Annotated in this window: 19 protein-coding genes; all 19 read left to right on the forward strand. The window is 44.2% G+C overall.

Annotation, left to right across the window (positions count from 1 at the left end):
• Positions 1-8 precede the first annotated feature (8 nt).
• The 19 genes from dapA to ABE021_RS07265 all read left to right on the forward strand — a co-directional run bounded on the left by dapA (position 9) and on the right by ABE021_RS07265 (position 22,421).
• Complete coding sequence (gene dapA / locus ABE021_RS07175; protein ID WP_430287759.1) at positions 9-911, forward strand: 4-hydroxy-tetrahydrodipicolinate synthase; 903 nt, start codon at positions 9-11, stop codon at positions 909-911.
• Between the two features lie 101 nt (positions 912-1,012).
• Positions 1,013-2,680: a ribonuclease J gene (locus tag ABE021_RS07180; protein ID WP_430287760.1), complete on the forward strand. Its 1,668-nt coding sequence runs from the start codon at positions 1,013-1,015 to the stop codon at positions 2,678-2,680.
• A gap of 72 nt (positions 2,681-2,752) precedes the next feature.
• Positions 2,753-5,119, forward strand: a complete 2,367-nt coding sequence (locus ABE021_RS07185; RefSeq protein ID WP_430287762.1) for a DNA translocase FtsK — start codon at positions 2,753-2,755, stop codon at positions 5,117-5,119.
• A gap of 150 nt (positions 5,120-5,269) precedes the next feature.
• Entirely contained in the window at positions 5,270-5,998 is a 729-nt protein-coding gene (locus ABE021_RS07190) for a GntR family transcriptional regulator (RefSeq protein ID WP_430287765.1), read from the forward strand.
• A 49-nt stretch (positions 5,999-6,047) separates the two neighbouring features.
• Positions 6,048-7,121 carry a BMP family lipoprotein gene (locus ABE021_RS07195; protein WP_430287766.1) on the forward strand — a complete coding sequence of 358 codons (1,074 nt, stop codon included), beginning with the start codon at positions 6,048-6,050 and terminating at the stop codon, positions 7,119-7,121.
• A 178-nt stretch (positions 7,122-7,299) separates the two neighbouring features.
• Positions 7,300-8,868, forward strand: coding sequence for an ABC transporter ATP-binding protein (locus ABE021_RS07200; protein WP_430287767.1), 1,569 nt, complete (start codon positions 7,300-7,302; stop codon positions 8,866-8,868).
• Positions 8,861-9,907, forward strand: coding sequence for an ABC transporter permease (locus ABE021_RS07205; RefSeq protein WP_430287768.1), 1,047 nt, complete (start codon positions 8,861-8,863; stop codon positions 9,905-9,907). The genes ABE021_RS07200 and ABE021_RS07205 overlap by 8 nt, the downstream gene beginning before the upstream one ends.
• 1 nt (position 9,908) lies before the next feature.
• Positions 9,909-10,871, forward strand: a complete 963-nt coding sequence (locus ABE021_RS07210) for an ABC transporter permease (RefSeq protein WP_430287769.1) — start codon at positions 9,909-9,911, stop codon at positions 10,869-10,871.
• A 182-nt stretch (positions 10,872-11,053) separates the two neighbouring features.
• On the forward strand, positions 11,054-12,343 hold the full coding sequence (gene yfmF, locus ABE021_RS07215) for an EF-P 5-aminopentanol modification-associated protein YfmF (protein ID WP_430287770.1): 1,290 nt from the start codon (positions 11,054-11,056) through the stop codon (positions 12,341-12,343).
• The gene (gene yfmH / locus ABE021_RS07220) at positions 12,336-13,634 is read left to right on the forward strand and encodes an EF-P 5-aminopentanol modification-associated protein YfmH (RefSeq protein WP_430287771.1); all 1,299 of its coding nucleotides are present in this window, start codon (positions 12,336-12,338) and stop codon (positions 13,632-13,634) included. Before yfmF ends, yfmH begins: the two co-directional genes overlap by 8 nt.
• Positions 13,631-14,365, forward strand: a complete 735-nt coding sequence (gene ymfI, locus ABE021_RS07225) for an elongation factor P 5-aminopentanone reductase (RefSeq protein ID WP_430287772.1) — start codon at positions 13,631-13,633, stop codon at positions 14,363-14,365. Before yfmH ends, ymfI begins: the two co-directional genes overlap by 4 nt.
• A 137-nt stretch (positions 14,366-14,502) precedes the next feature.
• Entirely contained in the window at positions 14,503-15,300 is a 798-nt protein-coding gene (locus ABE021_RS07230; RefSeq protein ID WP_430287773.1) for a DUF3388 domain-containing protein, read from the forward strand.
• Positions 15,301-15,312: 12 nt separating this feature from the next.
• Positions 15,313-16,215 (forward strand): helix-turn-helix domain-containing protein, encoded by a 903-nt coding sequence (locus ABE021_RS07235; RefSeq protein ID WP_430287774.1) that lies wholly within the window; start codon positions 15,313-15,315, stop codon positions 16,213-16,215.
• Between the two features lie 96 nt (positions 16,216-16,311).
• Positions 16,312-16,890 carry a CDP-diacylglycerol--glycerol-3-phosphate 3-phosphatidyltransferase gene (gene pgsA, locus ABE021_RS07240; RefSeq protein ID WP_430287776.1) on the forward strand — a complete coding sequence of 193 codons (579 nt, stop codon included), beginning with the start codon at positions 16,312-16,314 and terminating at the stop codon, positions 16,888-16,890.
• A gap of 15 nt (positions 16,891-16,905) precedes the next feature.
• Positions 16,906-18,150, forward strand: coding sequence for a competence/damage-inducible protein A (locus ABE021_RS07245; RefSeq protein WP_430287777.1), 1,245 nt, complete (start codon positions 16,906-16,908; stop codon positions 18,148-18,150).
• A 172-nt stretch (positions 18,151-18,322) separates the two neighbouring features.
• The gene (recA, locus tag ABE021_RS07250; RefSeq protein ID WP_430287778.1) at positions 18,323-19,381 is read left to right on the forward strand and encodes a recombinase RecA; all 1,059 of its coding nucleotides are present in this window, start codon (positions 18,323-18,325) and stop codon (positions 19,379-19,381) included.
• Between the two features lie 258 nt (positions 19,382-19,639).
• The gene (gene rny, locus ABE021_RS07255; RefSeq protein ID WP_430287779.1) at positions 19,640-21,196 is read left to right on the forward strand and encodes a ribonuclease Y; all 1,557 of its coding nucleotides are present in this window, start codon (positions 19,640-19,642) and stop codon (positions 21,194-21,196) included.
• Between the two features lie 60 nt (positions 21,197-21,256).
• Positions 21,257-22,054, forward strand: a complete 798-nt coding sequence (locus ABE021_RS07260) for a TIGR00282 family metallophosphoesterase (protein ID WP_430287780.1) — start codon at positions 21,257-21,259, stop codon at positions 22,052-22,054.
• 88 nt (positions 22,055-22,142) lie between these two features.
• A complete protein-coding gene (locus ABE021_RS07265) occupies positions 22,143-22,421 on the forward strand; it encodes a stage V sporulation protein S (RefSeq protein ID WP_039041983.1) in 279 nt (92 codons plus the stop codon).
• Positions 22,422-22,468: the final 47 nt, after the last annotated feature.

The following is a 22,468-nucleotide window of genomic DNA, read 5'->3' on the forward strand; positions in this document are numbered from 1 at the left end:
GTAAAGGAATGGTGCGAGTGGAGTTAGGTTCGATTGGTACAGCGATGGTCACACCGTTCAACGAAGATGGTAAGATTGACTACGAAGTGACAGCACTTCTGATAAATCACTTAATCGATAACGGAACAAATTCGCTCATTGTCAATGGAACGACTGGAGAATCACCTACTTTGTCGGACGAAGAAAAAGAGCAATTGCTAACTCATGCAATTTCGATAGTGGATGGACGAATTCCTGTCATTGCCGGTACAGGAAGTAATGATACCCAAGCTTCCATACGAGCAACTAAACGGGCAGAACAGCTTGGTGCGGATGGTGCAATGTTGGTTGTCCCTTATTATAATAAGCCCGATCAACAAGGCATGTATGAACATTTCAGACGGATTGCTGAAAACACATCACTGCCGATCTTGTTGTACAACATCCCGGGGAGGTCTGGGGTGAATATGTCTGCAGACACAGTGATTCGATTATCAAAAATAACGAATATTGAAGCAGTGAAAGAAGCGAGTGGAGATTTGGCACAAATGGCTGCAATTATTGAAGGTACAAACGATACATTCAACGTTTACAGTGGTGATGATGCGCTAACGCTGCCACTGTTGGCAATTGGTGGTGCGGGAGTCGTTTCTGTATCCTCGCATATTGCGGGACTTGAAATGCAGCGCATGATCTCCGATTTTCAAAATGGAAATACAGCCTCTGCTGCAACACACCATCAAACTCTCATGCCGCTTTTTCAAGCTGTATTCTCAAAACCTAATCCAGTCCCCATCAAGTATTTCTTGAGAAAGGCCGGTCTTCCGGTCGGTGATGTACGACTTCCGCTTGTAGGGATTTCAGGGGAAGATTCTTATTTGGACCTTACGATGCAAACATTTAAACGACATTTCGGATCGAAAAAGGAATAGCCGGCGAGACAGCCGGCTTTTTTTGTTTGTGCAGAAGTGCTCTGTCAAGTATAATGAGAACTAGTCGTTTAGCGCGGGAATTTTATATAGGAGGAAACAATGTGACTAAAGTCAAAAACGAAGTAATAAAAGTCATTCCGCTTGGCGGAGTGGGAGAATTAGGGAAATCGATGTATGTGGTAGAAATCGACGATGAATTATTTGTTGTCGATGCGGGCCTGATGTTCCCAGAGGAAGAAATGCTGGGGATCGATTTCGTGATTCCGGATATGACATACCTAGAAGAAAACAAAGATCGCGTCAAAGGGATTTTCTTAACACACGGTCATGAAGATGCAATTGGAGCCATTGCGTATTTACTTCAAAAAGTACAAGCTCCAGTCTATGGTTCAAAACTGACCCTTGCACTTGCGAAAGAGCATTTGAAAGTGATGCCTGCTCCTTCTAATGTGAAGTTCTTCGAAGTATCTACGAAGAGTCGTATGAATTTCAAAAAGACATATGTGACGTTTTTCAATACGACGCATAGTATTCCGGATGCGCTCGGCATTGTGTTCCATACGAGTGAAGGAGCAATTGTTCATACAGGTGAGTTCAAATTCGACCAGGCGGCAAAAGGGCCCTACAAGCCTGACCTTGGAAAAATGGCAGCACTTGGTGAAGAGGGTGTATTCATATTAATGTCCGATTCAACAGAGGCTGAACGACCTGGTTATACAACGTCGGAAACTGTCGTCGAAACCCAACTATCAAAAACTTTTTACGGCGCTGAAGGTAGAATTCTAGTGGCGGTCTATGCTTCGAATTTCCTGCGGATCCAGCAAGTTCTAGATAAGGCGGCCGAGACAGGAAAGAAAGTGGCCGTTGTCGGGAAGAGTTTGGAAAGCTATTTTGAAGTCGGCGTTAAACTTGGGTATTTGAATGTGGGAGAAGACATCGTCGTTTCAGTGAAAGATATCGGGAACTATGATGATAGCGAAGTTGTCATCATTCTGACAGGCAACCAAGGCGAGCCCCTGGAAGCACTTGAAAAAATCGTCCGTAAACATCATCGGGATATTCGTATTAAAGATACAGACACGGTCCTGATCACTGTCACGCCTTCACCTGGATCTGAAGTCTCTGTCTATTCCATGATGAATGAATTGGCAAAAGCGGGTGCGACGGTATTGACATCAGCCCGGAATGTCCATGTTTCTGGACACGGGAGTCAAGAAGATCTAAAAATGATGCTCAATCTGATGCAGCCTAAAAACTTCATACCGGTAACGGGAGAATACAGAATGTTGATTGCTCATTCAAAACTGGCACAACAGATCGGTATGCGCAAAAACCAGATCTTCATTGCGGACAAAGGCGATATCGTTGAATACAAGAATGGTAAGATCCGAATGAGCGGCCGTGTAACCGCAGGGAACATTTTAATCGACGGAATTGGTGTAGGGGACGTTGGAAATATCGTCTTACGGGATCGCAAACTGCTATCTCAAGACGGTATCTTTACAATCGTCATTACATTGAGCCGCAAGCAAAAGAAAATCGCGGCAGGCCCGGAAATCGTCTCCCGTGGATTCGTCTACGTTCGTGAATCAGAAGAGTTGCTAGAAGAAGCATCCAATCTGATACGCAAAATTGTAGAAAAATATGTGAATAAAGAAACGTTTGAATGGACAAACATTAAACAAGAGATCCGAGACACGCTCAGCTCATATTTGTATCAGCAAACGAAACGACGACCAATGATTATTCCGATTATTATGGAGTATTGATCGAAAGATTCTACTAAAGGATTTCCTTGCCGTCAGGCAGGAAATCCTTTTTTCGCAAAAAGGAGGTACAGCATGTCGAAGAAAGTCTCAAAAAAGAAAAAGAAACGTGCATCCAGTAAGAAAAAAGGGAAATCCCCCTTGAATCCGCTTTTATTTGAAGTTATCGGTCTCGCGATGCTTGCCCTTGCTGTCATCATGATTTTTGAATTCGGGATTGTAGGAAGAGGGCTCGGCTCATTCGGGAGATTCCTATTCGGTAATTGGCATGTAGCGTTGCCATTCATACTGATTGTCCAGGCATTACTGTTCATGGTGAAACGCGGAGAACTTGGTTGGAAAAACCGGATTGTCGGAGGAAGTCTTTGCATACTTGCGAGTCTGCTCTTATTCAGTCATATCTTGTTGTTTAAAGAACTATCTGCAAGTCATGTCCTCATGACTGATTCCGCACTCAAGGAAACATGGAAAGTACTCATCTCAAATGAAGGGATCAGTACGCGTAGCGGTACGCTTGGTGGCGGCATGACCGGAGCCGTCCTTTTTGCGATGTTCTATTCGCTCTTCGATTCAGCAGGTGCAACAGTCGCAGGAATCTTGTTATTGTTGACAGGGCTGATCCTTATTTCCGGTAAAGCGTTGGCGCCCTATCTTGCTGAGTGGTTCCCTCGTGCATTTTCATCGGTTACACAGAAGCTGAAAGGCATTAATTTAAGGACTGCACCTAAAGCAGTACCGGAAAAGAAACCAAAACCGGCTCGTGCGACACGATCAAGCAAACATCAGAAGGAAACTGGTCAAGAAAGTGACCCGGTATCGCATCCTATGATTGCAGATCCTGAAGAAGATGAACCCTATGTTCAGCCGATTATTTCAGCATTCAATGAGCGGAATGATGAAATGGAACTGCAGACTGTCAAAGAGCCGGAACCTGTACATCGCACCGAAACGAAGGAAACGGATCCTGTTGAAGTATCCAAAAATCCCTATCAAGGTGTATCTGGAGAAGAAGAAAACGAATCGTATCAATTACCATCGTTCAACTTATTAAAACAACCCCCTGAAAATGATCAGTCAGGAGAATACAATGCAATCCAAGCAAACGCTCAAAAACTGGAACGTACGTTTCATAGTTTCGGTGTGAAAGCACGAGTTACTCAAGTTCACTTGGGACCGGCTGTAACTAAATATGAAGTACTGCCGGATACCGGTGTGAAAGTGAGCAGGATTGTCAGCTTGGCGGATGATATTGCGCTGGCATTGGCAGCAAGTGGAATCAGGATCGAAGCACCTATCCCAGGGAAATCAGCTGTAGGAATTGAAGTCCCTAATACTTCGGTTGCAGTTGTGAGTTTACGGGAAGTATTGGAAGCGAAAGAAAACAACCGTCCCGATTCGAAACTGCTTATTGCATTAGGACGAGATGTTACAGGAGAAGCCATGCTCTCTGAACTGAACAAGATGCCGCACGTGCTTATTGCAGGAGCCACTGGCAGTGGTAAGAGTGTTTGCGTAAACGGAATCATCATCAGCATTATTATGAGAGCCAAACCTCATGAAGTGAAAATGATGATGATAGACCCTAAGATGGTCGAATTGAATGTCTACAACGGAATCCCCCATTTACTGGCACCTGTCGTTACGGATCCAAGGAAAGCGGCACAGGCATTGAAGAAAGTCGTATCAGAAATGGAAAGGCGTTATGAGTTGTTTTCGCATACAGGTACACGCAATATCGAAGGATATAATACACACATCAACACGTGGAATGAAGAAAATGAGGAAAAACATCCGAGAATGCCGTATATCGTAGTCATCGTGGACGAGCTCGCAGATTTGATGATGGTTGCCTCCAATGAAGTGGAAGATGCAATCACCCGACTTGCTCAAATGGCGAGGGCTGCTGGCATCCATTTGATAATCGCAACACAGCGGCCTAGTGTAGATGTCATTACTGGAATCATCAAGGCGAATATTCCATCCAGAATTGCATTCGCAGTCTCTTCTGCTATCGATTCCCGGACGATTCTGGATAGTGGCGGTGCGGAAAAACTTCTAGGCAGAGGGGACATGCTCTTTCTCCCAGCAGGCGCCTCCAAACCAACGCGCGTCCAAGGGGCTTTTGTGTCAGATCGTGAAGTGGAAGCTGTTGTCGACTTTGTTATCCAACAGCAGAAAGCACAGTACCAGGAAGAGATGATTCCAACAGAGATCGAAGATGTACATCAGGACGATGAGACCGATGAGCTTTATGATGATGCAGTCCAATTAGTAGTGGAGATGCAAACTGCTTCTGTATCCTTATTACAAAGACGTTTCCGTGTTGGGTATTCACGAGCAGCACGCATTGTAGATCAGATGGAAATGCGCGGAGTCGTAGGGCCGCCTGAAGGCAGCAAACCGAGACAAGTCCTGCTAGGAAAAGATTCTTCAGACATATAACACGGGAATTTGACAGATTTAGAACAATAAGCAAGCTTTGAAAATATTTTTTTGAAACGATGTTTATTTTCTCTTTGTTAAATGTTATAGTATGGGTGAATAGAACGATGTTAAACATCAGAGGTCTGACCTCGGCCGGAGGGAGATAGATTGATGATTAAGGCAGATCAAAGACATTTATATGTCCAAGTCATCGAGCATATAAAGCAGGACATTGAAGCCGGCGTATTTAAAGAAAATGAAAAATTCCCTTCGGAGTTTGAACTGGCCAGGACGTTAGGTGTGAGCCGTGCAACATTGCGGGAGGCACTCCGCGTATTGGAAGAAGAGAAAGTAATTGTCCGTAAACACGGTGTAGGGACATTTTTGAAAGCGCGTCCATTGTTCACTTCGGGCATCGAAGAGCTATCTAGTGTTTCCTCCATGATACGGGATGCCGGTATGGAACCGGGGACGATATTTCTTGAAGTTTCCAACGCACTAGCAACCGAAGACAGCATTGAAAAGTTCGATTGTGCCAAAGAGGACTCCATTGTTACGATTAAGAGAGTTCGAACAGCTGACGGGGAACCCGTCGTTTATTGTGTAGACCAAGTGAACGAGAAGAACCTTCAAACGGAAGCGACAGCTCTTATGAGGAATTCTATTTTTGATGCGCTTGAGAAAAATGGGGATATCTATATAACCCAAGCGATTGCGCATATTGAACCAGTAGGGTACGATCATGAAGCATCTTCCATACTTAGGTGTGGTGTAGACGTCCCGCTGCTTGTGTTACTTCAAAAGCACTACACGGAAACTGGTGAAATGGTCTTGCTTTCAAAGAACTATTTCCGAGCTGACAAATTCAGCTTCCATGTAGTCCGTAAACGGGTATAAGGCGATTTTCGCCATAATCATACCAACATATAAATGGGGAGGTCACAAAATGAGTAAACGCAGATTTGGTCTTGCACTGTCCCTTGTACTTGCTGCAGGTACAGTTTTAGGCGCTTGTGGTTCAGACAAAGAAGATAGCAAGGGGAATGACAAAGGTTCATCTTCTGACGGAGGCAACGCATCTGAATTCTCTCTTGGGATGGTAACGGATGTCGGGGGCATTGATGACAAATCGTTCAACCAATCCGCTTGGAAAGGGATTCAGGATTTCGGTTCGGAAAACAGCTTGAAAAAAGGCAACGGAGGATTTGACTACTTGCAATCACAAAGTGATGCAGATTATACAACAAATCTGAATGCACTCGCTCGTCGTGATTTCAACTTGATCTTTGGAGTTGGATTCCTCATGGAAGATGCAATTGATACAATTGCACAGCAACAAAAAGATACTGAGTTCGCAATCATCGATGGTGTTGTTGAACAGCCAAACGTAGCAAGTGTTCTCTTTAAAGAGCAAGAAGGGGCTTACCTTGCAGGTGTTGCTGCAGCTCTAATGACTAAATCCGATAAAATCGGTTTTGTTGGTGGTATGGAAATCCCGGTAATCGAACGTTTTGAAGTCGGCTTCCTTGAAGGTGTCAAAGCAGTGAATCCTGACATCAAAGTAGACGTTCAGTACACAGGCGCATTTGATAAAGCGGAACTTGGTAAAGCAGCTGCAAACCGTATGTATTCATCAGGCGTAGATATTATCTTCCACGCAGCTGGTGGTAGTGGTAATGGTGTATTCAGTGAAGCCAAGGAACGTAAATCAGCGGACAAAGATGCTTATGTATGGGTAATCGGAGTTGACTCTGACCAGTACGATGAAGGTCAGGTTGGGGACGATAACGTTACATTGACTTCAATGTTGAAGCGTGTAGACAATGCAGTAAACGATATTGCGAAGCTTGCTAAGGAAGGTAAATTCCCAGGCGGCGAAACAAAAGTTTACGGTTTGCAAGATGAAGGTGTAGCACTTGCGGATTCACGCGGCGCGATTCCTGAAGATGTACTTGCTGAAATTGAGAAGTACAGCAAAGACATTTCCGAAGGTAAAGTCGAAGTTCCAGGTGAAAAGTAAGAGGACTCTCAATGAGAATAATGAGGGCCGGTTCAAACCGGCCTTCGTTGTTTTTTGTATACATAGTCAAAAACGGAATTTCCTAAATTGCCAGACTAAAGGATTCTTTACGGAATCTTTTATTGTGATAATTTAACAACCTAAACTAGTAGAAACTATAAGCAAGGAAGTGAGATCAGTGGAATACGTCATCGAGATGCTGAATATTAAAAAGAAATTCGGTACTTTCTATGCGAATAACAATATTACGCTTCAGTTGGAAAAAGGTGAGATTCATGCGCTCCTCGGCGAGAATGGCGCAGGTAAGTCTACATTGATGAACGTATTATTCGGTCTATATCAGCCAGATGGCGGAGAGATTAGAGTCAATGGCAAAAAAGTCGACATCACAGATCCTAACGTAGCAAACGATTTGGGAATCGGTATGGTTCACCAACACTTTATGCTTGTTGAGAATTTAACGGTTACGGAAAATATTATCCTTGGCAGTGAGCCTACTAAGATGGGCATGCTCAACATCAAAGACTCATCGAAGAAAGTAGCGGAAATTTCAAAGCTGTACGGGCTGGATGTTGACCCCTATGCGAAGATTGAAGACATATCGGTCGGAATGCAACAGCGCGTTGAAATTCTTAAAACACTTTATCGGGGAGCGGAGATCCTTATATTTGATGAGCCGACAGCATCCTTAACACCACAGGAAATAGACGAATTAATCAGAATTATGCATAAATTAATCGAAGAAGGAAAGTCAATTATTCTCATTACACACAAATTGCAAGAGATCATGTCGGTTTCAGATCGCGTAACGGTTATCCGTAAAGGGGAAGGGATCGGGACGGTAACAACTGCTGAATCGAATCCTGAAGAACTTGCTACGCTCATGGTAGGACGCCAAGTGACGTTTAAAACGGAAAAAGGACCTTCCCATCCCGCAGAAGAATTATTGAACATTGAAAACTTGGTAGTGACAGATTATCGCGGTATTGAAAAAGTGAAAAATTTGAATCTTTCTGTGCGTCGAGGTGAAATCGTCGGTCTAGCTGGAATTGACGGTAATGGTCAGTCCGAACTGATAGAAGCGATTACAGGACTACGGAAAGTGAAATCCGGCAAAATCATTATGGGCGGTAAAGATGTGACCAATAAGAACCCTAGACAGATTACTGAAAATGGATTAGGTCATATACCACAAGACCGTCATAAACACGGACTTGTCTTAGATTTCAGTGTTGGATACAATGCGGCATTGCAGTCTTATTATCAAAAACCGTATTCTTCGAATGGGCTTATGAATTACAAGGAAGTAACAAAGCATGCGAACAAACTCATTTCGGATTTTGATGTGCGGACGCAAGGTGAACATGAGCTTGCTCGTGCTCTTTCCGGAGGAAATCAGCAAAAGTTGATCATCGGTCGCGAAGTGGACCGAAACCCTGATCTATTGATTGCGGCACTGCCTACCCGGGGGCTTGACGTCGGGGCGATCGAATTTATTCACAGACGTTTGATTGAACAACGTGATCAAGGGAAAGCGGTTCTTTTAATTTCTTTCGAGCTTGATGAAATAATGAATGTATCTGACCAGATTGCCGTTATTTATGATGGAGCGATTGTTGACACTGTAATCCCTGCTGAAACGAGTGAACAAGAACTTGGGCTCTTCATGGCAGGTCACAACAAAAGTGAAATTGTCGAAGGCAAAGACGGTGCTGTATTGAAAGAAGGTGATGACAACCATGTCTAATCGATTAATTAATGTGCTCGTACCTGTAATTTCAATCATCCTCGGATTACTAGTCGGAGCGGTTGTCATGCTTGTAAGCGGCTACGATCCAGTCGCTGGTTATAGTGCGCTTTGGAACGGTATTTTTGGTGATTCCTATGCGATTGGGGAAACCATTCGTCAAATCAGTCCATATATCCTTGCTGGACTAGCGGTTGCGTTTGCTTTCCGGACGGGTCTATTCAATATCGGAGTGGAAGGTCAGCTAATCGTAGGTTGGTTCGCAGCGGCATACGTTGGGATGGCTTTTGAATTGCCGAAGATCATCCACTTGCCACTTGCATTGTTAGCGGCAGCAGCGGCAGGAGCTCTTTGGGGCCTGATTCCAGGTATACTGAAAGCGACATTGAAGGTCCACGAAGTAATCGTCACGATTATGATGAACTATATTGCATTGCATCTTGTCAATGCGCTTATTAAGGTCGTGGCTAAAGGCGGATTCAAAACGGATAAAATCCAGGATACAGCATCACTCCGATCGGATTTCCTATCTGAGCTAACGGACTTTTCAACGCTTCACTACGGTATCTTTGTAGCACTCTTCATGGTATTCATCATGTGGTTCATCCTGGAAAGAATGAAGCTGGGATATGAGTTGAAATCAGTAGGCTTCAATGAAAATGCTGCGCAATATGCGGGCATGAGTGTTAAGAGAAACATAGTGATGGCAATGGTCATTTCAGGAGCGTTCGCTGGTCTGGGCGGCGCTATGGAGGCACTTGGAACATTCGGCAACATGTCGACAAGGGCTGGTTTTACAGGAATCGGATTTGACGGAATTGCAGTGGCCTTGTTAGGTGCGAATACTCCACTCGGTGTAGTTTTCGGAGCAAGTTTGTTTGGTTCGCTTAAATATGGAGCAAACAATATGCCGAATGCTGCAGATATTCCGATTGAAATTGTTTCAATTGTGATCGCGCTGATCATCTTCTTTGTAGCATCTGGTTATATCATCCGCGTTGGATTACAACGAATGGGCAAGAAAAAGGAGGCGAAGTAAGATGGGTGGCTTTCTCGATATACTCTATTTCATCGTTCCAATATCGATTGCTTACGCTGCGCCTCTAATTTTCACCGCTATTGGCGGTGTGTTCTCTGAACGATCAGGTGTTATCAACATCGGTCTGGAAGGACTAATGGTGATGGGGGCATTCGTAGGGATTGTCTTCAACCTGTTTTATGTAGATACTTTCGGAGCATGGACGCCATGGGTTTCGATTTTAGCTGCAATGCTCGTATCGGCAATTTTCTCTCTCATGCATGCAGTCGCATCGATTTCCTTCCGTGCCGACCAGGTCGTCTCGGGTGTAGCGATTAACTTACTTGGTATTGCAATTGCTTTGTTTTCAGTGAAAATGATCTATGGAAAAGGACAGACTGACTTTATTCAGAAAAAGATTCCGCGGTTCAATATTCCTTTTCTACAAGACATTCCAGTAATTGGACCGATGTTCTTCAAGTCAGTTTATGGATCTTCTATTTTAGCCGTTGCAGTTGCTATTCTAGCTTGGTTTATCATCTTTAAGACGCCGTTCGGCTTACGCTTGCGTTCTGTAGGGGAACATCCGATGGCAGCAGATACGATGGGGATTAAAGTCAAACGCATTCGTTATATTGCGGTTATCATTTCCGGAGGTCTCGCTGGTATGGGTGGCGCTGTTTATGCACAAACTATGACAAATGACTTTGGTCATGCAACGATCAATGGTCAAGGCTTCATGGCATTAGCTGCAATGATCTTCGGGAAGTGGCATCCAATTGGAGCAATGGGAGCAGCGTTGTTCTTCGGTTTCGCTCAAGCGCTTGCAATCAGTTCTTCTGGAATACCATTTATGCAAAATGTCCCTTCTGTATTTTTGTATATTTTGCCTTATGCACTTACGATTATTGCGCTTGCAGGGTTTATCGGAAAAGCGAACGGACCAAAAGCTCTCGGAGATCCATACATCAAAGGATCCCGATAATCATAAACTGCCCGAATTGTCCGGCCAAGGACCCTTCGGGCAGTTTTTTTCATGAATCCCTTCACTTGTATGAGAACGTTTGGAAATGTATAGTGAAGTTGGAAAGAAGCATACTACCTGAACACGTGATTTGCGTGAGAATATCACCATATACTTATCCTATAGATTGAGGTGTTTTTTACATGTTCGATAAAACCGAACTTCAATCTGGCGTGAATTTGTATACACGTCAGACTGCGCAATTTAAAACCGTAAGTGTTGCTATTAAATTCACAGCTCCTTTGACGGAAGAAAATGCAGCGGCGCGTACGGTACTGGCCAATGTGCTGGAGGATTCATCTGCACAGTATCCAACCCGTACCAAGCTGCGGCAAGCGTTGGAAGAATTATATGGCGCTGTGTATTATACTGACACAGGTAAAAGAGGGAACGAGCATATCTTTACAATTTATGCGGAGAGCGTTAACGAAGAGTATTTGCGTAATCCCGATGTACCTGTTTTCGAGCAACTTCTGACCCTAGTTACAGAAAGCCTATTTAACCCGAATTTGATAGATGGCACTTTTGACGGAGCCATTGTAGAAAGGGAAAAACAAACGGTTATTGATCGGATAGGCTCCGTCTATAATGACAAAACCCGATTTGCAAATAAGCGGATGCTTGAACTGATCCGAGCAGGAGAGTCGGCATCACTATCCGCTTCCGGAACAGAAAAAGCGGTCTCAGCCGTAACTAAAGAGTCCCTGAAAACGACGTACGATCGGATGATGGACGAGGATACAATCGATATTTATATTCTCGGAGATGTCGATACCGATCAGCTCAAAGATCGCGCGCTAACATTATTCCCTTTTTCAAGCGGATTGCGGAAGTCTGGCCCGGTCATACAACCGCAGACGCATGAGGTCGCATCAGCTGCTAAGCATGTTCGTGAAAAACAAGACATGAAGCAAGGTAAACTGAACATGGCATTCAGTACACCAGTCGGTTTCAAACATCCTGATTACCCGAAAATGCAAATGATGAACGGTGTATTAGGAGGATTTGCGCATAGTAAGCTGTTTATTAATGTGCGGGAAAAAGAAAGTCTCGCTTATTATTGCTCCAGCTCCTATGCGTCCCATTATGGATTGCTTTATGTCATGTCTGGAATAGATGCTGAACAAGAAGAAAAGACAGCTGCACTTATCGATCAACAGATAGAAGCGCTGCGGAATGGTGATATTTCTGATTTGGAAATTCGTCAAACCCTCGCTCTATTATCGAACAGTATCCGCAGTTCATTTGATTCTGCTAAGGGACAAATCGAAATTTACGACCAGTATAAATTATTGGACGAAAACTTTTCAGCAGAGAAACTCATTGAGGAATGGAAGCGTGTGACGAAAGAGGATATCCGACAGATGGCCACGTTATTGACGAAAGAAATCACGTATCTTCTTTCCGGAAGGGAGGCAATGGACCATGAATAAAATCCATTTTGACCAACTACAAGAAACACTTTATCACCAAAAACTTGATAATGGACTGGACGTATATGTCCTCCCAAAAGAAGGGTTCTCAAAGACATATGTTACGTTTACAACAAAGTATGGTTCAGTGGATCGGTCGTTCATCCCTCGGGGCGGAAATGAGCTTGTAACGGTGCCTGACGGGATTGCACACTTCCTGGAGCATAAAATGTTTGAGAAAGAAGATGGAGACGTATTCCAACAGTTCAGTGAAAACGCGGCTGCAGCGAATGCATTCACTTCCTTCACAAGGACATCGTATTTGTTTTCCTCGACATCCGAGTTGTATGAGAATACCAAAACATTACTCGACTTTGTTCAACAACCGTATTTTACAGAAAAAACGGTTGAAAAAGAAAAAGGGATCATCGCCCAAGAGATTACGATGTATGATGACCAGGCAGATTGGCGCCAATACTTTGGAACTATTGAAAACTTGTTCGAAAATCATCCAGTCCGTATTGACATTGCTGGAACGGTGGAAACGATTCAAGACATCACAGCGGAGCATCTGTATGAGTGTTATGAAACATTTTACCATCCGTCCAACATGGTGTTCTTTGCGGTAGGGAACGTTGATCCTGAAAGAATGCTGCAGTTTGTGGAGAAGGATCAGCAGGAGAAAGCATTCGAAGCGCCGGAACCAGTAGTGCGCAGTTACCCGGATGAGCCGGACCATGCTGCCAAAAAACGAAGTGAACTCTATATGGACGTGTCGAAACCGAAGTTAATGGTAGGAACAAAGTGCCGGAATACGACTATGTCCGGGAAAGAAATGCTCATCCGGGAATTGGCATCTGATGTGACCCTGGATATCTTGTTTGGCAGATCTTCCGAGTTCTATACGAAAGCCTACAATGAGGGCTTGATCGACGAAACGTTCTCTTATGAATTCAATCTGGAAAGCGGATTCGGTTTTGCAGCTATAGGGTCTGATACTGAAAAGCCGAAGGAACTTGAAAAACTGATATTAAGTGTTCTTGACGATGCGAAAAATAGCTGGTCCATCACGGAAGATCAGCTTGAGAGAATCCGGAAAAAGCGGATCGGGCTATTTATGAGGGCTTTGAATTCCCCCGAATATATTGCGAACCAGTTCACGCATTACAACTTCAATGAGATGAATCTGTTCGACGTTGTCCCTGTATTGGAAGGGTTAACAACAGATCAGTTGAAAGCTGCGTTTGAGGATCTTTATTACGAAGAGGGTCAAACGATCATGACAATCCTTCCTTCGGAGCAATCCAAGTGAGTTCAGATCGCCGTGCCCTTGTGCTCGGCGCTTCTGGTGGAATTGGTGAAGCCATCTGTAGAAAGTTAGCATCAGAAGGATGGTCTCTGTACATGCATTACAACAGTGGGGACGAAGTGGTTATTAAGATGCAAACGGAACTCACTGAAAACTACCCAACAGGTCATTTTGACTGTGTCCAATCGGATTTTAGTCAGCTAGGAGCAGCTGAACGTCTAGCTGCCCAGTTGACTGACGTGCGGGCCGTTATTGTAGCGAATGGGCAATCGATGATGAAACTGTTGTCTGAAACAACGGAAGAAGAGATGGAGTCATTATGGAGGGTGCATGTTCAAAATCCAGTCCGTCTGATTGGATTACTTTCTGCTGCTTTACGTTCCTATACAAGTTCATATATAGTCTTTATCGGCTCGATATGGGGCAACACAGGAGCTGCCGGTGAAGTGATGTACTCAAGCGTCAAAGGTGCCCAGCATGCATTTGTGAAAGCTTACGCGAAAGAAGCTGCATACGGAGGCATACGTGTGAATGGAATAGCCCCTGGATGGATTGAAACAAGGATGAATGAAGACATACCGGAAGATGAAAGACAAATGGTCATGGAAGAAATTCCGCTTATGGTGCCTGGAAGACCTGCAGAAGTGGCCGATCTTGTCGTTTTTTTAATAAGTGGCAAAGCTGATTATATGACTGGGGAGATCCTGAAGTTGAATGGCGGCTGGTATATCTGACCAGTACGTGGCCAACCGGGTCTCCTTGTTTTAGTTTTTCGCTTTCACTCAGGGCCTAATTCAGCTATTATAGAAACTAAGCTGTTGTTTTCTGCGTCCTATTCAAAGAATGGTGAACAGACGAAGGAGGGATTCCGTTGGGTGAGTGGTATCTTGAATATAATTTGCAAGTGAATCGTCCCGGTCTACTAGGGGATATTGCTACATTGCTTGGGATGCTCCGAGTCAATATTGTTACCATCAATGGAGTGGATGGCAATACACGTGGTATGCTTGTGCGGACAGAAGATGATGACCAAATCAGACGGTTTGAATTGATTGCTTCAACGATGGAACAAATTGAGATCAGGAAAATCAGGGAACCGAAGCTGCGAGACGTTCTCGCTGTGCGGCACGGACGCTATATCCAGCGGACGGTCGATGATCGAAAAACATTTAGATTCCTGCGAAGCGAGTTAGGGGTTCTTGTGGACTTCATGGCGGAAATCTTTAAAACAGAGGGCCATAAACTCGTGGGGATTCGAGGAATGCCGCGGGTTGGGAAAACTGAATCTGTTGTCGCTGCAAGTGTCTGTGCAAACAAGAAGTGGATCTTCCTTTCTTCCACGATGATCAAACAGACGGTCCGCAACAGTTTAATGGGTGATGAATTTTCAAAAGATAATATTTTCATTTTAGATGGGATTGTCACGAGGAAAGCGGAAGATGAACGTCATATGCAACTAGTTCGTGAAATGATGCGACTCCCTTCTACAAAAGTTGTCGAACATCCTGACATGTTCGTCCAACACTCGGAATATTCAATCGAAGATTTTGATTACATTATCGAACTGCGTACAACACCCGAACAGGAGATTACATATGAGGTCATCCAAAATAGTGGATTGACTTCTGGCCGTGATGGCGCGGGCGGCCTTGGCATGTTCAATTTTTAAAACAGGCAGGTGATGAAGTTGTCCGGTTTAGGCAATCGTCTGAAAGAGGCGAGGAAAGCAAAAGGATATACCTTGGATGACTTACAAGCAATTACTAAGATTCAGAAACGGTATTTGGCTGGAATTGAAAACGAAGACTACAGCATGATGCCAGGTTCATTTTATGTCCGGGCATTCATTAAGCAATACGCTGAAGCTGTGGGGCTCGATGCACAAGAAATGTTGTCATTGTATCGTGAGAATGAATCCTCGGAACAAATGAAAGAAGAGGAGATTCAGCGCAGTGCTCCCCAGTTGTCCCAAAAAGCAGGATTTATGAAATCAGGTCGGATGAATGAAGTGCTTCCTAAAATCATTACCGCCCTGTTCATCATCGTCATTCTTGCTGTCGTTATTTTTCTTTATAAACACCAGGCGAATACATCGAAACCTGAAGAATTAGAGACATCCGATGAGATTACAGTTGATAACAACAAGAAAGATGATATTAAAACTGATGTGAACAAAGGTGACGCTGGCAAAGAATCTGCAACGAAAGATGATGTGCCAGACGAATCTGAAGAGAAGCCTGTGGAAGACCCAGCACCCGAACAGACGCTGACACAAGGCGCTGTAAACGGTCCGACAACCACGTTTACGCTGGGAAATACAGATGCTTTTAAATTATCCATCAAAGTGAAAGATGGAGGAGAATCTTGGATTGGAGTTACCGATCAAAACGGGAAAGAACTTCTATCTCAAGGTGCACGTGTCATGAAAAATGGAGAGGCAGAGGAACTCGAATTAACAGACCAGCCGTCTGCCAGAATTCGTGTCGGACGTACTCAATTTACAGAAATCCTTGTAAATGGACAGCCGCTTGCTTATCCGAATGATACGGTCACACAAAATATTATTATAGAATATAAAAAATGAAAATAGTCATCTGCGAAGATGACTATTTTCTTTAAGTCCTGCTGAAAGGCAGGGCTTTTCAAAGAGTAAATCTTACGAATAGAGGGTGCTTATGACATGAACTTGCCAAATAAAATAACCGTTTCGCGCGTTTTGCTGATTCCCGTATTCATCGTATTCATGTTGGCTGACTTCGGTATGGGTGATCTTACAATTGGTGGAACTACACTGCCTATAGAACAATTCATCGGCGGTCTACTATTCATATTTGCTTCAGCCACAGATTGGTTGGATGGATACATTGCTCGGAAAAACAACCTAGTCACCAATATGGGGAAGTTCTTGGACCCACTAGCAGACAAACTGCTTGTATCTGCAGCATTTATCATATTGGTAGAATTCGGATTAGCCCCTTCATGGGTCGTCATTATTATCATTAGCCGTGAATTTGCCGTTACCGGATTACGGCTTCTATTAGCAGGTGAAGGGGAAGTTGTGGCTGCCAATCAGCTGGGAAAAATTAAAACAGTCACTCAAATCCTGGCAATATCCTCCCTGTTATTGAATAATATTTTCTTTGAGGCGATCAACGTTCCTTTTGGCACAATCATGTTATACATTTGTCTCTTCTTTACAATATGGTCGGGATTGGATTATTTCATGAAGAATAAGCACGTTCTTACGAAATCTATGTAAAGGGGCAAATCGATCATGCGAGCAGAAATCATAGCGGTCGGATCAGAGTTATTGCTTGGTCAAATAACCAATACCAATGCCAAATTTATATCTGCTGAACTTGCTGATATCGGAGTGGATGTACATTATCAAACTGTCGTTGGGGATAACCCCGCACGATTGGAAGAAGCCATCCGGATCGCTGAGAAGCGAGCGGATCTCATCATCTTCTCAGGCGGACTAGGACCGACTAAAGACGATCTGACAAAAGAGACCATTGCCAGACACACAGGAGTTGAACTTGAGCCTGACAACCGGGCGTTATTATCTATTCAAGCTTACTTCGAGCGAACGGGAAGACCTATGACGGAAAATAATAAAAAACAAGCACTAGTTCTTAAAGGCTCAACCGTCCTGGAAAATCGCTACGGGATGGCCCCTGGAATGGCGATTACAGTCAACGGAAGAACGTATATGCTATTGCCTGGACCGCCGCATGAAATGGAACCCATGTTCAGAGACGAAGCCATTCCCTACTTACAGCGAGTTTCAGGAAGTCAGGAAATAATTGTTTCTACTGTTGTGAAATTTTTCGGAATCGGAGAAGCGGAACTTGAGTATAAAGTGCAAGACTTATTGGCAGCTCAGACGAATCCGACCATCGCTCCACTTGCTTCAAAAGACGCCGTTACCCTTCGCGTGACTGCTAAAGCGCGAACAGCAGAAGAAGCCCACCGTTTAATAGAACCGGTATTAGCTGAACTGCACAACCAAGTTGGAGAGAACATTTATGGCACTGATGACGAGACGCTGTCTTCAAAAGCGGCTTCTTTACTAACGGGAGCGGGTCTCACAATTTCGGCAGCAGAAAGTTTAACGGCCGGACTCTTCACGGCTTTACTTGCAGAAGAACCCGGGATCAGTGCCTCGTTTAAGGGCGGTATGACAGTTTATGATGCTGAAGCCAAAACGAAGCATCTCGGAATTGAACGGCAACTGATTGATACTTACGGTACAGTCAGTGCCGAATGTGCAGAAGCGTTAGCAGAGAAGATACGTGACCACTTCCAGACGGATATTGGCATCGGGTTGACGGGTGCTGCGGGACCGGACTCCCATGATGGACAGCCGGCAGGGACAGTTTGGATAGGGCTTTCATACAAAGAGACATCAGAAGCCTATAAACTTAGATTATCTGGATCCCGAAATACCAATCGATTACGTGCAGCGAACTTCGCCTTGTTTTATCTCATCCGCAAGCTTGAATCTGAAAAGGTTTAAATAAAGAATATCGCTTGAATTCTCAATTAAAATCCGAATATGAGGTGAATTCTCAATTAAAATGAGAATATCCAATTGAAAGTAGAATACTCGTTCGCTTTTTTCTTGTTTATTTTTCTCATAAGGAGTATAGTAGAGATAGATAGAAAACACCTTGAAGGAGGAATTATTTTTGAGCGAACGTAAAGCGGCTTTAGATCAAGCACTTAAACAAATAGAAAAACAGTTTGGTAAAGGCTCTGTCATGAAGCTGGGCGAGAAGACGGACAGAGAGATTTCAACGTCCTCCACTGGTTCACTGGCACTCGACTCAGCATTAGGGGTCGGCGGTTATCCCCGAGGACGGGTCGTTGAAATCTACGGACCGGAAAGCTCAGGTAAAACAACCGTTTCCCTTCATGCAATCGCAGAAGTACAAGCTACGGGAGGAACAGCCGCTTTTATAGACGCCGAGCACGCTCTCGATCCTGTCTATGCTCAAAAACTTGGAGTAAATATCGATGAGCTCCTATTATCACAACCGGATACAGGTGAGCAGGCATTAGAAATCGCTGAAGCTCTCGTACGGAGCGGTGCGGTCGATATCATTGTTATCGACTCGGTAGCAGCCCTTGTTCCTAAAGCGGAAATTGAAGGGGAAATGGGAGACTCACACGTGGGTCTGCAAGCACGGCTAATGTCCCAAGCTTTACGTAAGCTTTCCGGAGCCATTAACAAATCGAAAACGATAGCTGTTTTCATTAACCAGATCCGAGAAAAAGTTGGCGTCATGTTCGGTAACCCCGAAGTTACACCGGGTGGACGTGCCCTCAAATTCTATGCATCTGTCCGTCTTGAAGTCCGTCGTGGGGAAGCTATTAAGCATGGTAATGAAATTATGGGGAACAAAACAAGAATCCGTGTTGTAAAAAACAAAGTTGCTCCGCCTTTCCGTACAGCTGAGGTTGACATCATGTATGGAGAAGGGATTTCCAAAGAAGGCGAAATCGTCGATTTGGGTGTTGAAGTGGAAGTCGTTCAGAAGAGTGGGGCTTGGTATTCCTATGAAGGCGAACGCATGGGACAAGGCCGTGAAAATGCTAAGCAGTTCTTAAAAGAAAATCCAGCAATCCGTTCGGAAATTTCCGATAAAATCCGCAGCAGCTATGGGTTGACAAGTGAAAATTATGTTATTGCCGCTCACGACTCAGAGGATGACGATGAATTGGAGTTATTTGACGAAAAGGAATAACTTATCGCTGTATGATCATAAACCGGCTTTCCTCGTTGAGGGAAGCCGGCTTTTTAAATGTGTTTTCCTGCAAGCGACCTTCTACTCAGCATAGGAGAATCATAGTCTCTTCACTTCTCCCGTCTTGACATGGGAATATGACATCGATACAATTAGAGTTGTATAATTCTCACCATTTGAAAAGAATTTGGCGGTATGTTGAAAGTTGATGTACAAGCCGACTGAAAATGAAAAAATAAGCATTAGGAGGTGACCTGAATGGGTACTATTATCATCTCCGCTTTGCTCGGTCTCATCGTCGGTGCAGTTGTTATGTTTGTGTACAACAAAAACGTGAATGAATCAAAAGTGACAGGTGCAAAGCACTCCGCCGCATCAATCGTTGAAGAGGCGAAGCGTGAAGCGGAGGCATTGAAAAAAGAAGCACTTCTTGAAGCGAAGGATGAAAATCACAAATTGCGCGTTGAGGCAGAAACGGAAATCCGTGAACGAAGGGCAGAACTTCAGAAACAGGAAAACCGGTTATTGCAGCGGGAAGAGAATATGGACCGCAAAGATGATTCCCTCAACAAGCGAGAAGCAAGTCTGGAGCGTAAAGACGACGCGCTATCCGGAAGACAACAGCATATTGAAGAGATGGAACGCAAGGCGGAAGAGCTGGTTGCTATACAGCAGACAGAACTTGAAAAAATTTCAGCTTTGACACGCGATGAGGCAAAGCGTCTGATCCTTGATGATGTGGAAAGGGAACTTTCTACAGATATCGCTGTGATGACGAAAGAGTCTGAACAACGTGCAAAAGAAGAATCCGAAAAGAAAGCACGTGAAATCCTATCTCTGGCTGTCCAGCGTTTCGCAGCAGATCATGTGGCTGAAACGACAGTATCTGTCGTCAATTTGCCTAATGATGAAATGAAAGGGCGAATCATAGGTAGGGAAGGACGGAATATCCGAACTCTCGAAACTTTGACCGGTATTGATCTGATCATTGACGATACGCCAGAAGCGGTTATTCTTTCTGGTTTCGATCCAGTCCGACGGGAGATTGCAAGGCTGGCTCTCGAGAAATTGGTAGCTGATGGAAGAATTCACCCAGCTAGAATTGAAGAGATGGTGGACAAGGCTAGGCGTGAAGTGGACGAGCTGATCCGGGAAACTGGAGAGCAAACCACCTTCGACATCGGTGTGCATAATTTACATCCGGATCTTATTAAAATTCTAGGTCGCTTGAAGTTCCGGACTAGTTATGGTCAAAACGTATTGAAACACTCAACAGAAGTTGCATATCTTGCTGGATTGTTAGCAGCGGAACTGGGCGAGGATGTCACCTTAGCACGTCGTGCCGGATTGCTTCATGATATTGGAAAGGCGATTGATCATGAAGTGGAAGGCAGCCACGTACAAATTGGTAAAGAACTCGCAGTCAAGTACAAAGAGCATCCAGTAGTCATTAATAGTATTGCTTCTCACCACGGTGATGAAGAAGCAACATCGGTAATAGCCGTACTTGTTGCTGCAGCAGATGCATTATCAGCTGCCCGTCCAGGTGCACGGAGTGAAACACTTGAAAACTACATTAGACGTCTCCAGAAATTGGAGGAAATTTCCGAGTCTTATGAAGGCGTTGAGAAATCCTTCGCGATTCAAGCAGGTCGTGAAGTTCGAATAATTGTACGTCCCGACATCATTGATGATATTACAGCCCATCGACTTGCTCGTGACATCCGGAAACGGATTGAAGAAGAGCTGGACTACCCGGGACATATTAAAATTACTGTTCTCCGGGAGACTAGGTCGGTTGAGTACGCAAAATAAGGGAAAAGGCTTCCTGCTGATTGCTGGAAGCCTTTTTCTTTTTGGAAATGAGGAAAAGAAATGAAAGTTTTATTTATTGGAGATATCGTTGGTTCACCAGGAAGAGATATGGTTTTTGACTACCTTCCCCGTTTGAAAAGAAAATATGAACCAGATGCAGTCATTGTGAATGGGGAAAATGCTGCATCAGGAAGAGGAATTACAAAAGCCATTTTTGACGATCTACTTCGTGCTGGTGTGGACGTGGTCACGATGGGAAATCATACGTGGGATCACAAAGAGATTTATGATTTCATTGACGAAACGGATGCTTTGATCCGACCTGCAAACTTTTCAGAAGAAGCACCGGGTCAGGGAATGACTTACATTGACCGCGGTGGCGTCCAACTGGCTGTCCTGAATTTGCACGGACGAACATTTTTACCGCCACATGACGATCCGTTCAAAAAAGCAGATGATCTCATAAAAGAAGCAAAGGAAAGAACTCCTCTTGTCTTTGTCGATTTCCATGCAGAAGCAACGAGCGAAAAAATAGCAATGGGGTGGCATCTGGATGGACGCGCCTCTGCAGTTGTTGGAACACACACGCATGTCCAAACTGCAGATAGCCGGATCTTGCCGGAAGGAACGGCTTATATTACAGACGTTGGGATGACAGGACCCTACGATGCGATTTTAGGCATGAAGAAAGAAGATGTCATTTATCGATTCCAAACAAATATGCCTGTCCGTTTTCAAGTCCCTAAACAAGGAAGAACTCAATTGAATGGCGTCATCATTGACATTGACAATCAAACTGGGCGTGCACGTTCCATAGAACGATTGATGATCAATGAAGATTCGCCGTTCCAGTCTTGAATTGAGCGTCTAATTGTTTCTTCTTCTTCATAGGATAGTGCATGGAGAACTGCATTCCATACACTTTTTCTTACAAGGAGGAAATACCATGAATCCATTAAAAGTATCATCTCGCTCAAATCCTAATTCAGTTGCAGGCGCTCTCGTTGCAGTCATTAGAGATCAGGGGTTTGCTGAAATGCAGGCTGTAGGTGCAGGTGCCTTAAACCAGGCGGTGAAAGCAGTCGCGATTGCTCGTGGCTTTGTAGCTCCGAGTGGGAGTGATTTGATATGTGCACCGGCTTTTGCAGATATTGAAATTAATGGAGAAGGCCGGACTGCTCTTAAGTTATTTGTCGAGAAAAGAACGCGACAGCAATCCTTATGAAACCGAAACTGTGGAGTATTTTCCTCCACAGTTTTTTTCTGTGACAA

The sequence above is a fragment of the Sporosarcina gallistercoris genome (assembly GCF_050459885.1).
GTDB lineage: Bacteria > Bacillota > Bacilli > Bacillales_A > Planococcaceae > Sporosarcina > Sporosarcina gallistercoris_A.

What these genes read in the sequence shown, in the direction of transcription:
- dapA (WP_430287759.1), top strand. Translation starts at nt 9, where the DNA reads ATGGTGCGAGTGGAGTTAGGTTCGATTGGTACAGCGATGGTCACACCG.
- ABE021_RS07185 (WP_430287762.1), top strand. Translation starts at nt 2,753, where the DNA reads ATGTCGAAGAAAGTCTCAAAAAAGAAAAAGAAACGTGCATCCAGTAAG.
- ABE021_RS07195 (WP_430287766.1), top strand. Translation starts at nt 6,048, where the DNA reads ATGAGTAAACGCAGATTTGGTCTTGCACTGTCCCTTGTACTTGCTGCA.
- ABE021_RS07205 (WP_430287768.1), top strand. Translation starts at nt 8,861, where the DNA reads ATGTCTAATCGATTAATTAATGTGCTCGTACCTGTAATTTCAATCATC.
- ABE021_RS07210 (WP_430287769.1), top strand. Translation starts at nt 9,909, where the DNA reads ATGGGTGGCTTTCTCGATATACTCTATTTCATCGTTCCAATATCGATT.
- yfmF (WP_430287770.1), top strand. Translation starts at nt 11,054, where the DNA reads ATGTTCGATAAAACCGAACTTCAATCTGGCGTGAATTTGTATACACGT.
- yfmH (WP_430287771.1), top strand. Translation starts at nt 12,336, where the DNA reads ATGAATAAAATCCATTTTGACCAACTACAAGAAACACTTTATCACCAA.
- ABE021_RS07235 (WP_430287774.1), top strand. Translation starts at nt 15,313, where the DNA reads ATGAAGTTGTCCGGTTTAGGCAATCGTCTGAAAGAGGCGAGGAAAGCA.
- pgsA (WP_430287776.1), top strand. Translation starts at nt 16,312, where the DNA reads ATGAACTTGCCAAATAAAATAACCGTTTCGCGCGTTTTGCTGATTCCC.
- ABE021_RS07245 (WP_430287777.1), top strand. Translation starts at nt 16,906, where the DNA reads ATGCGAGCAGAAATCATAGCGGTCGGATCAGAGTTATTGCTTGGTCAA.
- rny (WP_430287779.1), top strand. Translation starts at nt 19,640, where the DNA reads ATGGGTACTATTATCATCTCCGCTTTGCTCGGTCTCATCGTCGGTGCA.
- ABE021_RS07260 (WP_430287780.1), top strand. Translation starts at nt 21,257, where the DNA reads ATGAAAGTTTTATTTATTGGAGATATCGTTGGTTCACCAGGAAGAGAT.
- ABE021_RS07265 (WP_039041983.1), top strand. Translation starts at nt 22,143, where the DNA reads ATGAATCCATTAAAAGTATCATCTCGCTCAAATCCTAATTCAGTTGCA.